General features: G+C 62.6%; 11 protein-coding genes. 5 read left to right on the forward strand and 6 right to left on the reverse strand.

Features of this window, described 5'->3' with window-relative positions:
* Window positions 1-246 precede the first annotated feature (246 nt).
* From dnaA to ACAty_RS00030, 5 genes are all read left to right on the forward strand, one after another.
* Window positions 247-1,599: a chromosomal replication initiator protein DnaA gene (gene dnaA, locus ACAty_RS00010; protein WP_004869623.1), complete on the forward strand. Its 1,353-nt coding sequence runs from the start codon at window positions 247-249 to the stop codon at window positions 1,597-1,599.
* 250 nt (window positions 1,600-1,849) lie between these two features.
* Window positions 1,850-2,947: a DNA polymerase III subunit beta gene (dnaN, locus tag ACAty_RS00015; protein WP_004869626.1), complete on the forward strand. Its 1,098-nt coding sequence runs from the start codon at window positions 1,850-1,852 to the stop codon at window positions 2,945-2,947.
* A 1-nt stretch (window position 2,948) separates the two neighbouring features.
* Entirely contained in the window at window positions 2,949-4,022 is a 1,074-nt protein-coding gene (gene recF, locus ACAty_RS00020) for a DNA replication/repair protein RecF (protein WP_004869630.1), read from the forward strand.
* Window positions 4,019-6,424, forward strand: coding sequence for a DNA topoisomerase (ATP-hydrolyzing) subunit B (gene gyrB / locus ACAty_RS00025; RefSeq protein ID WP_004869635.1), 2,406 nt, complete (start codon window positions 4,019-4,021; stop codon window positions 6,422-6,424). The genes recF and gyrB overlap by 4 nt, the downstream gene beginning before the upstream one ends.
* 64 nt (window positions 6,425-6,488) lie before the next feature.
* Entirely contained in the window at window positions 6,489-9,959 is a 3,471-nt protein-coding gene (locus ACAty_RS00030) for an FAD-dependent oxidoreductase (protein ID WP_004869638.1), read from the forward strand.
* Window positions 9,960-9,993: 34 nt separating this feature from the next.
* On the opposite strand, the gene minE is transcribed toward ACAty_RS00030, so the two are convergent.
* From minE to ACAty_RS00060, 6 genes are read right to left on the reverse strand one after another with little or no spacing between them, the layout of a single operon-like run.
* A complete protein-coding gene (gene minE, locus ACAty_RS00035; RefSeq protein WP_004869641.1) occupies window positions 9,994-10,263 on the reverse strand; it encodes a cell division topological specificity factor MinE in 270 nt (89 codons plus the stop codon).
* A gap of 1 nt (window position 10,264) precedes the next feature.
* Entirely contained in the window at window positions 10,265-11,074 is an 810-nt protein-coding gene (gene minD / locus ACAty_RS00040) for a septum site-determining protein MinD (RefSeq protein ID WP_004869644.1), read from the reverse strand.
* Between the two features lie 24 nt (window positions 11,075-11,098).
* Complete coding sequence (gene minC / locus ACAty_RS00045; RefSeq protein ID WP_004869647.1) at window positions 11,099-11,794, reverse strand: septum site-determining protein MinC; 696 nt, start codon at window positions 11,792-11,794, stop codon at window positions 11,099-11,101.
* A gap of 18 nt (window positions 11,795-11,812) precedes the next feature.
* Window positions 11,813-12,139, reverse strand: a complete 327-nt coding sequence (fdxA, locus tag ACAty_RS00050; RefSeq protein WP_004869651.1) for a ferredoxin FdxA — start codon at window positions 12,137-12,139, stop codon at window positions 11,813-11,815.
* Between the two features lie 3 nt (window positions 12,140-12,142).
* Window positions 12,143-14,626, reverse strand: a complete 2,484-nt coding sequence (gene topA, locus ACAty_RS00055) for a type I DNA topoisomerase (protein WP_004869654.1) — start codon at window positions 14,624-14,626, stop codon at window positions 12,143-12,145.
* Between the two features lie 2 nt (window positions 14,627-14,628).
* Window positions 14,629-15,066 carry a Smg family protein gene (locus ACAty_RS00060; RefSeq protein WP_004869659.1) on the reverse strand — a complete coding sequence of 146 codons (438 nt, stop codon included), beginning with the start codon at window positions 15,064-15,066 and terminating at the stop codon, window positions 14,629-14,631.
* Window positions 15,067-15,072 lie beyond the last annotated feature (6 nt).

Below are 15,072 nucleotides of genomic sequence, written 5' to 3' on the forward strand. Positions count from 1 at the left end.
AAGCTATTTTCGCCCACTGGGTGGGCGGGTTCGGGGCTGCGCAGCCAGCGCGCCTTAATTTTCTGAAAAACCGCACTATTCCCGCTGCGCCCCGGGCCTCGTGGTGGGGGTGGCGACTGGCCACGGTGGGGTCGGGTGGGTATACTGGGGGAAGCTTGAGTCCGTGCCTACGTTACTTGGAGAGCTCCCCCCTCGCGCCGCGCCTGGCGACCGGGGTCGGGGTCATTGCGGCCAGATAGGATCATCATGAGTAGTCATTCAGCGCCGACAGCGTTGCAAGATGGAGCCGCGCTGTGGTCCGCCCTATGCGTCCAACTGGAGCTCGTCACGAGTCCGCAGCAGTTCAATACCTGGCTGCGGCCCCTGCGTGGCGAATTGCAGGGTCATGAGCTGCGCCTGCTCGCCCCCAATCCCTTCGTCCGCGACTGGGTGCGTGAACGCATGGCCGAACTCGTCAAGGAACAGCTGCAGCGGATCGCTCCGGGTTTTGAGCTGGTCTTCGCTCTGGACGAAGAGGCAGCAGCGGCGACATCGGCACCGACCGCGAGCATTGCGCCCGAGCGCAGCAGCGCACCCGGTGGTCACCGCCTCAACCCAGCCTTCAACTTCCAGTCCTACGTCGAAGGGAAGTCCAATCAGCTCGCCCTGGCGGCAGCCCGCCAGGTTGCCCAGCATCCAGGCAAATCCTACAACCCACTGTACATTTATGGTGGTGTGGGCCTCGGCAAGACGCACCTCATGCAGGCCGTGGGCAACGATATCCTGCAGCGGCAACCCGAGGCCAAGGTGCTCTATATCAGCTCCGAAGGCTTCATCATGGATATGGTGCGCTCGCTGCAACACAATACCATCAACGACTTCAAACAGCGTTATCGCAAGCTGGACGCCCTGCTCATCGACGACATCCAGTTCTTTGCGGGCAAGGACCGCACCCAGGAAGAGTTCTTCCACACCTTCAATGCCCTCTTTGACGGCGGACGGCAGATCATCATCACCTGCGACCGCTATCCCAAGGAGGTGGAAGGCCTGGAGGAGCGCCTGCAATCCCGCTTCGGCTGGGGTCTCACCGTCGCCATTCAACCGCACGACCTGGAGACCCGCATGGCCATCGTCCTGTGCAAGGCCGAGGACCACGGCATTCAGCTACCGGAAGAGGTCGCTTTCTTCATTGCGGAGAAGATCCGCTCCCACGTGCGCGAGCTGGAAGGGGCATTGCGACGGGTCATTGCCCACGTCAACTTTACCCACAAACCCTACAGTGTGGAATCCGCCAAGGAAGCCCTGCGCGACCTCATCGATGTTCAGAAACGTATGGTCAGCCTCGAAAACATCCAAAAGGTCGTGGCCGATTATTACCACATCCGGGCTTCGGAAATGCAGTCCAAAAGACGCAATCGCAACGTTGCACGACCACGACAGATGGCCATGGCCCTGACCAAGGAATTGACCCGCCACAGTCTCCCGGAAATTGGCGAGGCCTTTGGCGGACGCGATCACACAACCGTACTCCACGCCTGCCGTCAGATCGAGAAATTGCGCCGGGAGAGCGCGCAAATCGAGGAAGACTATCGTAATCTCATACGGATCCTCGGCGCATGAGCGTGCTGTCGACAAAGCTGTGGATAAGCACCGGGACAAGACCGGTACGGTTTCGGTATAAAAATGGGCAGGGTGATCCATCCCAGGTCATACCGACTTATCCACAAGCTATACCCTTTGCGGCGCACCTAAAAAAGCAAATAAAAACCAGTGGGTTCATACCGCCCTCCACAGGCCAGACGGCCCCTTAATAAGATTATACAGAAAAAAGAAAATATTTATTAAATTTAGCGTTGCGGAGAGAGACGATATGAAAATCCGGGTAGAACGGGACACGCTTTTACCGTTGCTCGCCAGCATGGTCAGTGTAGCGGATCGACGGCCCATCCAGCCCATACTCTCCCACCTGCTGGTAACGGCGGAGTCGGACTCCCTGCGCTGTGTGGCCACGGACCTCGAGATTCAACTGCTGGCCCACATACCCGCCCAGGTGGAACAGGCCGGCTCTTGCGCCATTCCCGCGCGCAAACTCTACGATATCTGTCGCTCCCTACCGGAAAGCAGTACCCTGGATATCCTGCGCGACAAGGAAAGAATTGCCCTGCGCTGTGGTTCAGCACGGTTTCATCTGCAGTCCTTGCCAGCGGAGCAATTTCCAGAGAGCAGCAACGACGACACCCTGTTCTCGGGGCAATGCAGCGGCACGACCTTGCGCGACGCCCTATCCATAGCCGCTACCGCCATGGCGCAGAACGACGCGCGTTTTTTTCTGAACGGTGTGCTTCTGGAAGTCGCCGAACATGAATTGCGCTGCGTCGCCACCGACGGCCATCGGCTGGCGCGCATGACCCTGCCCTTTGCACATGCAGCAGAGCTCCCGAGCTATCAGGGAATCTTGCCGCGCAAGGCTGTTCTCGAGCTCGGTCGACTACTGGATGAGCAAGACATAGAACTGCGCCTTGGGCATAATGCCATCGTGCTCGTCAACGACCGTATGCAATTCCGCTGCAAACTCATCGATGCCCGGTATCCCGACTATCGCCGGGTGATTCCCCTGGGCCACCCCGAGCGGGCACAGGTGGATCGGCTCGCGCTGAAACAGGCGCTGACCCAGATCAATGTGCTTTCCAGCGACAAGAATCCGGCCTGTGTTCTGAAATTCCAGACGACGAGCCTCAGCCTGCGCAGCCGCAATGAGGAGCAAGAAGAAGCGGAAGTGGAAATTCCGGTGCAGTATGGCGGTGCCGGTCTCGAAATCGCGTTCAATAGCCACTATCTGGCCGACTCCACCCAGATATTCACCGAGTCGGAAATCGCCATGCAGCTCAAGGACAACGGCAGCAGTGTGCTCTTCACGCCCTTGAAGGGAGATAACCCACTGTACATCGTCATGCCCATTCGCCTGTGAGATGCCCGTTGCCGTTTTGGAGATCCGGAATCTACGCTGCATCGAGCACATGCAACTGGCGGCAGGACCGCGGTGGAACTGGCTGGTGGGGGCCAACGGCGCCGGCAAGAGTACGGTTCTGGAGGCGCTGCACCTGCTGGGCCTTGGGCAAAGCTGGCGGCGCGGACCACGGCAACTCATCCGTGACGGAAGTTCGTGCTTCCTGCTCTCGGTCCTGCGCAACGAAGATTTGGGTTTGAACGATCGCATCGTGCTCGAACAAAACGGTGGCGAGCGCCAGATGCGCTTTGCCGGCGAGCATCTCAGATCGCAGTGGGCTTTGCTGGAGCTGCTCCCCATACAGGCCATCCATAGCGGCAACAGTGAATTCATCGCCGGTTCCGCCGACGATCGCCGGCGCCAGTTGGACTGGGGCATCTACCGCCGGCATCGGGAATACGGCGACCATCTGCGTCAGTATCGCCGCTTGTTGGCACAACGAAACGCCTGGCTGCGCAGCCAAGGCCACAAAGAAGACCCCTGGGAACATCTGCTGGCCGGAGCCGGTGAACTCCTGCACGAGTACCGCAGTCGGGAAATTGCTTATCTGCAGGAAGGTCTTTGCCACTTCTGGAAAGAGCGGACAGGCTCGACTTCTGAGATCCGCCTGCACCTGCAATCGGGTTGGCGCGACGGGATGCGCTTTGCCGAGGTGCTGCGGGAAGATCGCAGCAGCGATGCGGAAACCGGCTTCACCCGTAGTGGTCCGCACCGCGCCAACATCCTGTTCCGCGTCGATGGCCGCAGTGCAGCGGACAGCCTGTCCCGAGGCCAGCTGCGCACCCTGGGCAACTGTTTTCGTCTGGCGCAGCTACAGGCCATCAAGGACAGCGGTCTGGAACTGCCGGTGGTGCTCATCGACGATTTTGCCGCCGAACTGGATCCCGCCGGACGCCTGTGGTGGCGTCAACAACTGGATGCCCTGGGTGTGCAGGTCTTTGCAGCGGGCACCGAGGCCGCAGCCCTACCCATGAACGCCGAGGATTGCCAATGGACGATCCAGGCCGGACAATTGCGTGAAGGAAAACCATCATGACCGAAAAATACGACTCGACCAGCATTCAGGTGTTGCGCGGCCTCGAAGCCGTGCGTAAACGTCCCGGCATGTACATCGGTGATACCGACGATGGCAGCGGCCTGCACCACATGGTTTTCGAGGTGGTGGACAACGCCATCGATGAAGCCTTGGCCGGCTATTGCGATCGCATCCTGGTCACCATCCACGAGGACGAGTCCGTCAGCGTACGCGACAATGGACGCGGCATACCGGTAGATATTCATGCCGAAGAGGGTCGCTCGGCGGCGGAGGTGATCCTCACCGTACTCCACGCCGGCGGCAAATTCGACGACAACTCTTACAAGGTTTCGGGTGGTCTGCACGGAGTCGGTGTCTCCGTGGTCAACGCTTTGTCGGAGTACCTGCATCTGCAGATCGATCGCGATGGCTACCGTTGGACCCAGGAATACCGCGATGGTGAGCCTTTGGCGCCCCTGCAGCGAGGCGAGGCGTCGCGTAAGCGCGGCACGGAAATCCGCTTCAAGCCATCGGCACAGGTCTTTGCCGACACCCATTTCCACTTCGAGATCCTGGCCCGACGCCTACGCGAGCTCGCCTTTCTCAACTCCGGTGTGCACATTCAGTTGCGCGACGAGCGCGGAGAGGGGCGCGAAGAAGTCTTTCACTACGAAGGTGGTATCCGTGCCTTCGTGGAGCATCTCAACCGCAGCAAGAACGCCATTCACCCCACCGTCATCAGTCTGTCGGGGGCGCGCGACGGGGTGATGGTGGAAGCCGCACTGCAGTGGAACGAGGGTTACAACGAGAGTGTGCTCTGTTTCACCAACAATATCCCGCAGGCGGACGGGGGCACCCACCTGGCCGGGTTTCGGGCGGCCCTGACCCGCACCCTGAACCAGTACATGGAGCGCGAGGGAATTCTCGCCAAGGCCAAGGTGGCGGTCTCGGGAGACGACGCCCGGGAAGGTTTGACGGCGGTCTTGTCCGTCAAGGTACCGGATCCCAAGTTTTCCTCCCAGACCAAGGAGAAACTGGTCTCCAGCGAGGTGAAGCCTATCGTCGAGGCCTCCATGGCCGAGGCCCTCGGTATTTTTCTGGATGAACACCCGCGCGAGGCTCAGGCCATTGCCGCCAAGGTGGTGGAGGCGGCGCGCGCCCGGGAAGCGGCGCGGCGCGCGCGGGAATTGACCCGGCGCAAGGGCGCTCTGGACATTGCCAACCTGCCGGGGAAACTGGCCGACTGCCAGGAAAAGGATCCCGCCAAGTGCGAGATCTATCTCGTGGAGGGAGACTCGGCCGGAGGCTCCGCCAAGCAGGGACGCGACCGCCGCCACCAGGCCATCCTGCCCCTGAAGGGCAAGATTCTCAACGTCGAGCGAGCGCGTTTCGACAAGATGCTGTCCTCGGACGAGATCGGCACCCTGATCACGGCCCTGGGAACGGGCATCGGTCAGGAGGACTTCGACGTGACCAAGTTGCGCTACCATCGAGTGATCATCATGACCGATGCCGACGTCGACGGCAGCCACATCCGCACCCTGCTGCTCACCTTCTTTTACCGACAGATGCCGGAGCTGGTGGCGCGCGGCCATGTCTACATCGCCCAGCCGCCGCTGTACAAGGTCAAAAAAGGCAAGGACGAGCGCTATATCAAGGACGATCAGGAGCTGGCTACCTACCTTCGGGAACTGGCAGTGCAGGATGCGCGCTTCGAGACTGCGGCGGGCGGAGAGATCGTCAGCGACGAGCACCTTGCCGCCCTGATCCGCCAATACCAGGGTGTCGAGGCGGTGATCGAGCGGCTCGCTCGCCGCTACCCGACCGCCCTGCTCTGGGCGCTGGCAACCGTTGCACCGCCGGCCTCGGCCATGGACGCTGGCGCCCCATGGCAGGATTTTGCGGCGCGCCTCGAGAACATCCTGCAAGGGGATGCCCTTGCCGGCGAACACTACCGGGTGCAGATCGTCGGCGGTGACGAAAGTCCGCGTCTGCACATCGAAAGGCGCCTGCACGGCAGTCAGGAGCAGCGTTTCCTCGATGCCGATTTTTTTGTCAGCGCCGACTATCGTCATCTGCGCAATTATGCCGAACAGGTGGAAAGCCGGGTTGGCGACGGGGCACGTATTCACCGCGGCGACAAATCCAGCGAGCTGCGCCATTTTCGCCAGGGTATGCAATGGTTGCTGGCACAGGCGCGCCAAGGAGTCGAGATTCAGCGCTATAAGGGTCTGGGCGAGATGAATCCGGAACAGCTCTGGGAGACCACCATGAACGCCGATAACCGGCGTCTGGTGCGGGTGGATGTGGAGGATGCCATCGCCGCCGACGAGGTCTTTTCCATGCTCATGGGCGATGCCGTGGAACCGCGCCGCCGTTTCATCGAGGAGAATGCGCGCTTCGTATCGCGCCTGGACGTTTGACGATCGACTTTAGGATATACATACACAAGGCAGCCGTGCGCGTGTGCTGCCCGGGGGAGTCAAGGTGCTGACATTCACTGAGGGGAATTTTGCGGATTTTTTTACGGCGACGGGCCTCACCCGCCTGGATTCCACGTTTCAGGCGGCCGTCGCTGCCGAGGATCCGGAACTCGCCCGCCAGTTTGCGGATTACCGTGCGGGCAGGATAGCCGCCCAGGGGCGTGAGGCCAGCGCCCTGCTGCTTGCCCTGGCGCCCATCCTGGAGGCATTCCTGGCCCGCTTCTTTGGCATCGAGGCGGACAATGCGGCCTTGCAGCAAAGTACCCGTGGCCATGACCCGGTCATGGCCTTCAAGAAACACTTTGTGCTGCGCCGTGCGCGGCGCTATCGTGGCGAGTTTCCCGAGTCTTTTGCCGAGCTTTCCGCCTGGCTTGACGAGGAAATCCAGCAGGCGCACCTGGATCCCGCCGATCCGGAGCTCGCCATCGCCCGTCTGGGGGAAAACTGGCTGGCCGACGAGGCCCGGCATGCCGAGGCCATCCTCAAGTTGACCCGCTGGTGTGCCCTCGCCCTTACCGATCCCGAGGGGCAGCACAGGGTGGCGGACTGGCCGAGTTTTCGTTTGCCACAGCGGGTCGACCACGAGGCACTGGTCCCCTTGCAGCGCTATACCGCCCGTCCCGATCAGCCCTGGATGGGCGATCCATCCCAGCTGCGCCGTCGCGATGGTTTTCACCTGACGGACCCGCGCATGGACGCCCGCGGCGTCCAGAGCGAAGTGCACTATTGCCTGTATTGCCACGACCACGATGGCGACTTCTGCTCCCGGGGTTTCCCGGAAAAGAAAGGCGTTCCGGAGCTCGGCTTCAAGGTGGATCCGCTGGACGTGGTCCTCACGGGCTGTCCCCTGGAAGAGAAAATCTCGGAGATGCAGATCCTGCGCCGCGACGGTTTCAATATCGCCGCCCTGGCCATGATCATGGTGGACAACCCCATGTTGCCGGCCACGGGACATCGCATCTGTAACGACTGCATGAAGGCCTGCGTCTACCAAAAGCAGGATCCGGTGAACATTCCCCAGGTAGAGACCCGGGTGCTCAGCGATGTCTTGTCCCTGCCCTATGGCGTCGAGATCTACGACCTCCTCTGTCGCTGGAATCCCCTGCGCCAGACCCAATATCTGGCACGGGACTACAACGGTCGGCGGGTGCTGGTGGTGGGCATGGGTCCGGCAGGCTTTACCATGGCCCACCACCTCCTGCAGGAAGGCTGCGCCGTGGTGGGCATAGACGGACTCAAGATCGAACCGCTGGCCGAGGAGTGGCTGCGGCAGCCGGTGCGTTCCTGGGCGGCCCTACAGGAGGATCTGGACGAGCGCCTGCTGCTGGGTTTCGGTGGCGTTGCGGAATACGGTATCACCGTGCGCTGGGACAAGAACTTTCTCAAGCTCATCTATCTGAGCCTTGCCCGGCGGCCCCTTTTCCAGATCTTCGGCGGCGTGCGCCTGGGTGGTACCCTGACCCTGGAGGATGCTTGGTCCAGCGGTTTCGATCACGTCTGTCTGGCAACGGGTGCCGGTCTGCCGCGGGTGCTGTCCTTGCCTGGGAGTCTCGCCCGCGGCATGCGTCAGGCCAGCGATTTTCTCATGGCCCTGCAACTCACTGGAGCAGGGAAACAGAGCAGTCTTGCCAATCTCCAGGTCCGCTTGCCCGCCGTGGTCATCGGTGGTGGTCTGACGGCCGTGGATACGGCAACGGAAGTTCAGGCCTATTACGTGCGCCAGGTCGAAAAGGTTCTGCAGCGTTACGAGGCCATGGCGGCGGCGCGCGGAGAAGCGGCGGTACGGGCTGGACTCGGCGAGGAAGATGTCCGCATCCTCGATGAATTTCTGGCACACGGTCGGGCCGTGCGTGCCGAGCGCGAGCGCGCCAAGGCTGCCGGGGAGCAGCCCAATTTCATTCCCCTGCTCCACGCCTGGGGTGGGGTGACGCTGGCCTACCGCAAGGGCATGCAGCAATCCCCCGCCTACACCCGCAATCACGAGGAACTCATCAAGGCCCTGCAGGAGGGGATCTTCTACCAGGAGGGCCTCGATCCCCTGCGGGCCGAACTGGATGGCTACGGACACATCGCGGCCATGGTCTTCCGGCGAATGGAAGAGGTGGAGGGGCGCTGGCGTCCCAGCGCAGCGGAGCTGCGCCTGCCCGCCCGCGCCGTTTTCGTCGCCGCGGGGACGGTCCCCAATACCATCTACGAGCGCGAGTATCCCGGGACCTTGACGCTGGATGGCGATCATTTCCAGACCTATGTGGGACACCCCCATAGTCTGCAGGCAGTACAGGTGGCGGCGGACTGCAAGTCGCCGGATTTTGGCCCCTTTACCTCCTACCGCGATGAACGGGATCATCGCGTGAGCTTCGTGGGCGACGCGCACCCCGTCTTTCACGGCAGCGTGGTCAAGGCCATCGCCTCGGCCAAGCGGAGCTACCCCGAGCTCATGGAGCATCTACGACAGCTGCCGATGCAGGACATTCCCTTGGAATCCTTTCAGAGGGAGATGGCGCAGCGTCTGGGTATGCGCATCCGCCGCATCGACCGCAGCAACCCGGCAGTCTGCGAGCTCTGGGTGGAGGCTCCGGCAGCCGCCCGAAACTTCCGCCCTGGACAGTTCTTTCGTCTCCAGAGTTACGAGGCGATGAGTCCGGTGGTGCAGGGGACACGCCTGCAGATACCGGTGCTCACGGTGAGCGGCGCCGGCGTCGAGGACGACTGCATCCGCCTCATGGTGTTGCAGTGGGGAACGGCACCGCGTCTGGTGGGTCGCCTGCGGGAAGGGGACCCGGTGGTGCTCATGGGTCCCACGGGCGCACCGACGGATATCCCCAAGGACAAGACCATTCTGGTGGTCGCCGGACGCTGGGGTGCAGCGGTGATGATGGACATTGGTCCAGCGCTGCGGGCGGCGGGTAACCGCGTTCTCTATGTGGCGGCTCTGGGGGACGCGCGGGAACTGGACCATCAGGAGCTCCTGGAAGCCGCCGCGGATCAGATCGTCTGGTGTGTCGCCAAGGGTCCGCAGATTACGGCGCGGCGCCCACAGGACATCAGCGTCACTGCCAGCGACATGGTGCAGCTACTGCTGGACTATGCCGCCGGCCAGTTGGGAAAAGCGGACGGCAACATTGCCCTCAAAGAGGTGGATCGGCTCATGGTGATGGGTTCCACCGGACTGCTCAAGGCCTTTCAGGCCGCCCTACGGGGAAGCCTCGAAAGCCGTTTCCGAGCCGATCTCGAGGCCGTGGCCACCGTTGGCAGTCCCATGCAATGCATGTTGAAGGGCGTCTGCGCCCAGTGTCTGCAGTGGCAGGTGGATCCGCAGACGGGGCAGCGCACCCAGGCCGTTTTCAGTTGCGCCGGGCAAGACCAGCCCCTGGCCTGGGTGGATCTGGATCATCTGGCCGCGCGGCAGAGCCAAAACCGGCTGTTGGAGCGCCTGTCCAGTCAGTGGTTGGATCACGTTCTGGCGGGAAGCTAGCGTCCCGGGGTGCCGAAGATGCACCGGAGCCGGTTCAATGCTTCGGTGCGTTACCCGCCTTTTCGGGGAAAAGCACGTTCAGCTCCAGCACCTCGAAATCGCCGCGCCGCTCGAGGTTGACGCTGATCCGGTCGCGCTCCACGGGCAGGTATTTGGCGATGACGGCGAGGAGTTCCTCTTGCATCTGCGGCAGGAAATCTTGCGTGCCAGCACTGCGTTCGTGGGCCAGGATCAGACGGAGTCGGTCCTTGGCCACCTCTGCGCTTTTCTTGCGCGTACCCAGAAAATAATCGAGAAAGGACATGTCAGCCTCCGAAAAGCCGCTTGAAAAGGCTCTGCTTTTCCGGCTGCGTGAAGCGTAGGGGGCGGTCTTCGCCAAGGAAACGGGCAATGGCATCTTCGTACGCCTGGGCCACGTCGGTACCTTTCATGTGGATGGCGGGTATACCCTGATTGGAGGCCTGAAGAATGGCCTCCGATTCCGGAATGACCCCCAGCAACGGGGTGCGGAGCAGCTCCTGGACATCCTCCACAGACAGCATTTCGCCACTCTGGACGCGTCGCGGCGCATAGCGAGTGAGGAGCAGGTGCTCCTTGACCGGACTGTCGCCCATTTCCGCCCGTTTCGAGCGTGCCTGCAGGATACCGATGATGCGATCGGAGTCGCGCACCGACGACACTTCCGGATTGGTGACGACGATGGCCTCATCGGCGTGATATAGGGCCCGCAGAGCGCCGGTTTCGATGCCCGCCGGTGAATCGCAGACGATGTAATCGAACTCCTTCTGCAGTTCGTCCATGATGGCGGCAACGCCCTCGGCGGTAAGGGCTTCCTTGTCGCGGGTCTGGGAGGTGGGAAGGATGTAGAGCTGTTCCAACTGGCGATCGCGGATGAGGGCCTGCTGCAAGCGCGCCTCGCCCTGGATGACGTTGATCAGATCGTACACAACCCGGCGCTCGCAACCCATGACGAGATCCAGATTGCGCAGGCCCACATCGAAGTCGATGACCACAGTGCGAAAGCCGCGCAGCGCCAGCCCGCTGGCGAAGGCAGCGCTGGTGGTGGTTTTGCCCACCCCACCCTTTCCCGAGGTGACGACGATAATCCTGGCCATGTCTGCGGTCTCCGATGGTGGCAACTACGATTCTAGGGGAATTATATGCAGGGCGTCGTTGTCCAGGTACACCTGGGACGGACGACCCCACTGGGGATGTTGGGAGTCCAGTGTGCTGTAGATGCCGGCTATGGCCACGAGTTCTGCCTCCAGACTGTGGCAGAAGATCCGGGCCTCGCTAGCGCCGCTCACCCCGGCCATGGCGCGGCCGCGCAGGGCGCCGTACACGTGCAGATGGCCATCCGCCAGAACCTCGGCGCCGGCATTCACCGCCCCCAGGCAAACGAGGCCGGTGTGGCGGGCATAGACGCGTTGACCGCTACGCACGGGCTGGTCGAGAATCCGGGATGGCGGAGTGGCCACATTCGTCGCCGTCGGCGGAGGGCTGGCGCCCGGATCGCGACCACGCAGGATGGCAAGGCCCAGCCTCTGGGCTGCCTCGCACAGTCCCGCGGAGGCCTGGCGCACCCCGACCACCGTGCAGCCGAGCTCGCGCAGGCTGGCAACGGAGCGGGCAAGGGCATCCGTATCGGTGTCGGACCAGTTGGCGAGATCCAATACCAGGCCCGCACCCTGGAGGAGATCCGGGAGTCGGCCCTCGCGGTCGAGGAGTTCCCGGCCAAGGTCGGCAGCGTCCACATCCCAGAGCTCCAGTATGGGCAGAGTGAAGACGCCACCACTCAGGCGTAGTCGCGACCCCTTGCGTTGGATGTCAGCCATGTTTCACGTGAAACGCGTTCATGAACGCCGCAGCAGTGGCCGCTTGCCCGGCTTGCCATTCCACTCATCGGCATCCGCCGGCGCTGCCTTCTTACGCAGGATGACCGGCCAGTGTTTACTCAACTCGGCATTGAGGGCGGTGAAATCGCGCTGATCCTCGGGTACGTCGTCCTCGGCGAAAATGGCGTCGGCAGGGCACTCTGGAACGCAGGCGGCACAGTCAATGCACTCTACGGGGTCGATGGCCAAGAAGTTGGGTCCCTCGTGAAAACACTCCACGGGACAGACTTCGGCGCAATCGGTGTACTTGCACTGGATACAGTTTTCGGTGACGACGTAGGTCATGTTTCACGCTTTGACGGTGGGTTTCTTGGAGGTTTTGCTCTTGGTGGCGGCTTTGCTGGTCGGCTTCGACCGGACGGTTTTAGCCGCGGCGGCGGATTTGGGGCCAGCTGCCGCCTTCTTGACGGTCTTAGCAGCGCGCCGTGGGCGCGCCGTGGCATCGGCGTCGCCCTTGGGCGGCGGCGGAGTGTAGTCCGCGAGAAGCCGCTGCACTTCGGCATCTTCGGCTGCGGCGGGAAAATGGAAGGCGCACTCGGCTTGGGGACAGACCAGTTCTTCGCCGCGCCGTTTGGTACTTTTCTGGTAGAGGATGGGCCAGCCGCAGCGGGGACAGGGCCGTTGCAGCGGCGGGCCCCAGAGGGCGTAGCTGCATTTGGGATAGGTATCGCAGGAGTAGAAGATCTTGCCGTAGCGGCTGCGTTTTTCCACCAACTCACCGACCTTGCACTGGGGGCAGGTGATGCCCGTACCCTTGGGCTTGTTCAGGGCCTCGATGTACTTGCACTGGGGATAGGCACTACAGGAGATGAAGCGCCCGTAGCGCCCGGTCTTGTAGACCAGGGGCTGGCCACAGTCGGGGCAATCGCGACCGACGGGTTCCGGAGCGTCCCGGGGTCCCTCCAGGGGACGGGCATAGTGACACTCGGGAAAGCCGGAACAGGCGATGAAACGTCCGTGTCGACCGAGTTTTACCAGAAGCTTTTTGCCGCATTCGGGACAATCCTCATCCAGCGCCTCGCTGGTCGCTTCCTGTCGGCTGACGTTGGCCTTTTCTTCCAAAAGCTCGTGGAAGGGGCCCCAGAACTGCGCAAGAACCGGCTGCCACTGCTTCTCACCCCGGGCAATGGCGTCCAGTTCGTCTTCCATTCCGGCGGTGAAACCGTAATCCACGTAGCGTTCGAAGTGCTGAATCAGGAAGCGTCCCACGACGCGCCCGAGATCGGTGGGGAAAAAGCGACGCTGCTGGACCTCGACGTATTCGCGGTTCTGCAGGGTCTGAATGATGCTGGCGTAGGTGGAGGGGCGGCCGATACCGTGGGCCTCCAGAGTCTTCACCAAAGTGGCGTCGCTGTAGCGCGGCGGTGGTTCCGTGAAGTGCTGTTCGCCCAGCACCGCGTCCACGGCAACGCTCTCGCCCTCGCGCAGGGGCGGCAGCAGGCGCTCCTCGTCCTCCTCCGCCGCCTCATCACGACCCTCCAGGTAGACGGCCATGAAGCCGGGAAAGGTCACCGTCGAGCCGTTGGCGCGCAAGGTCCAGTGGCTGTCGGCGTCCAGGTCGGCGGCCACGAGATCCAGACGCGCCGCCGCCATCTGGCAGGCCACGGCGCGCTTCCAGATGAGGTCGTAGAGTCGCCACAGATCGCGCTCCAGCACCCCCCGGAGCTTCTCGGGAGTGCGCTGCACATCCGTCGGTCGAATGGCCTCGTGGGCCTCCTGGGCGTTCTTGCTTTTGGTCTGGTAGCGGCGCGCCTCGGCCGGGAGGAAATCCGCCCCATAGTGCCCAACGATGAAGCTACGCAGGGACGTGAGCGCCTCTTCGGCCAGATTGACGGCATCGGTACGCATGTAGGTGATGAGGCCCACCGTTTCCGTGCCGATACTCACACCCTCGTAGAGTTGTTGCGCCACGCGCATGGTACGGCTGGCGCTGAAGCCCAGTTTGCGTGAGGCCTCCTGCTGCAGGGTGGAGGTAGTGAAGGGCGCCGCGGGCTGACGCTGCCGATTCTTGCGCTCGACCTTGCGCACACGCAGACCGTGGGCGGCGATGTCCGCCAGGATGGCTTGCCGTATTTCCTCCGCCCGCTCGCCATCGACGATGTCGAACTGCTCCAGCTTTTGCTGCTGCCAGTGGGTCAGGCGTGCCGTAAAGGGGTCTTCGCCGCGCCGCAGTTGTGCGCCAATGGTCCAGTATTCCTGACGGACGAAGGCCTCGATCTCGTCCTCGCGCTCGCAGACCAGGCGCAGGGCGGCGCTCTGGACGCGTCCGGCCGACAGGCCCGGACGGACCTTGCGCCAGAGCAGCGGCGATAGATTGAAACCCACGAGATAGTCCAGGGCACGGCGGGCCTGCTGGGCGTTGACGAGATCACCCGCGATCTCCCGCGGGTGGGCGATGGCTTCCCGCACCGCCTTCTGGGTGATCTCGTGAAAGACCACGCGGTGCACCGCTCGGTCTTCCAGCAGGCCCTTTTCCCGGAGGAGTTCCACCAGGTGCCAGGAAATGGCCTCACCCTCGCGATCGGGGTCCGTCGCCAGCCACAGGGCGTCGGCGGAGCGCAGGGCCTTGGCAATGGCGTCGACGTGCCGCCGATTCCGTTCGATCTCGGCATAGCGCATGGCAAAGCCATGCTCCGTGTCCACGGCCCCCTCCTTCGGGAGCAGGTCGCGCACGTGCCCGTAGGAGGCCAGCACCGTAAAATCCTTGCCCAGGTATTTTTCGATGGTCTTGGCCTTGGCCGGGGATTCGACGACGACGAGTTGCTGACCCATGCTCAGTGCAGGATACGCTTGCCGTCGGGATCGAGCAGATTATCCATCCACAGGGAATCTGGTCCGGGCTCGTTGGCCAGTACCAGAAAGGCGACCCAGTCGAGGGTGTCGACATCGGCCTCGTCCAGCTCCAGGGCGAGCAGGCGATCGATGATGCGTTCCCGCAGCACACCATTGATCACGCCCAGTCGCTCCCACTCCTGCAGCTGGCCGCGCGTGGCCACCGACAGGTTGCGCAGCTCCCAGGGGTGATAGGCGCGGGTGGCACGGGCATTATCGTGCTGCTCGGCGACGGCGTCGAAACCGTCCATCCAGTCCAAAGCCCGCTGGATGTCCTCCTCAGGATAGCCCACGGCCCGCAGTTGCTCTTCCACCTCGAGGTCGTCCTCGTCGTCCAGATGGTCCAGAAGATAACTGATGATATCGATCACGTCTTCCATGGGAAC

This window comes from Acidithiobacillus caldus ATCC 51756 (genome assembly GCF_000175575.2).
In the GTDB taxonomy this organism is placed as follows: domain Bacteria; phylum Pseudomonadota; class Gammaproteobacteria; order Acidithiobacillales; family Acidithiobacillaceae; genus Acidithiobacillus_A; species Acidithiobacillus_A caldus.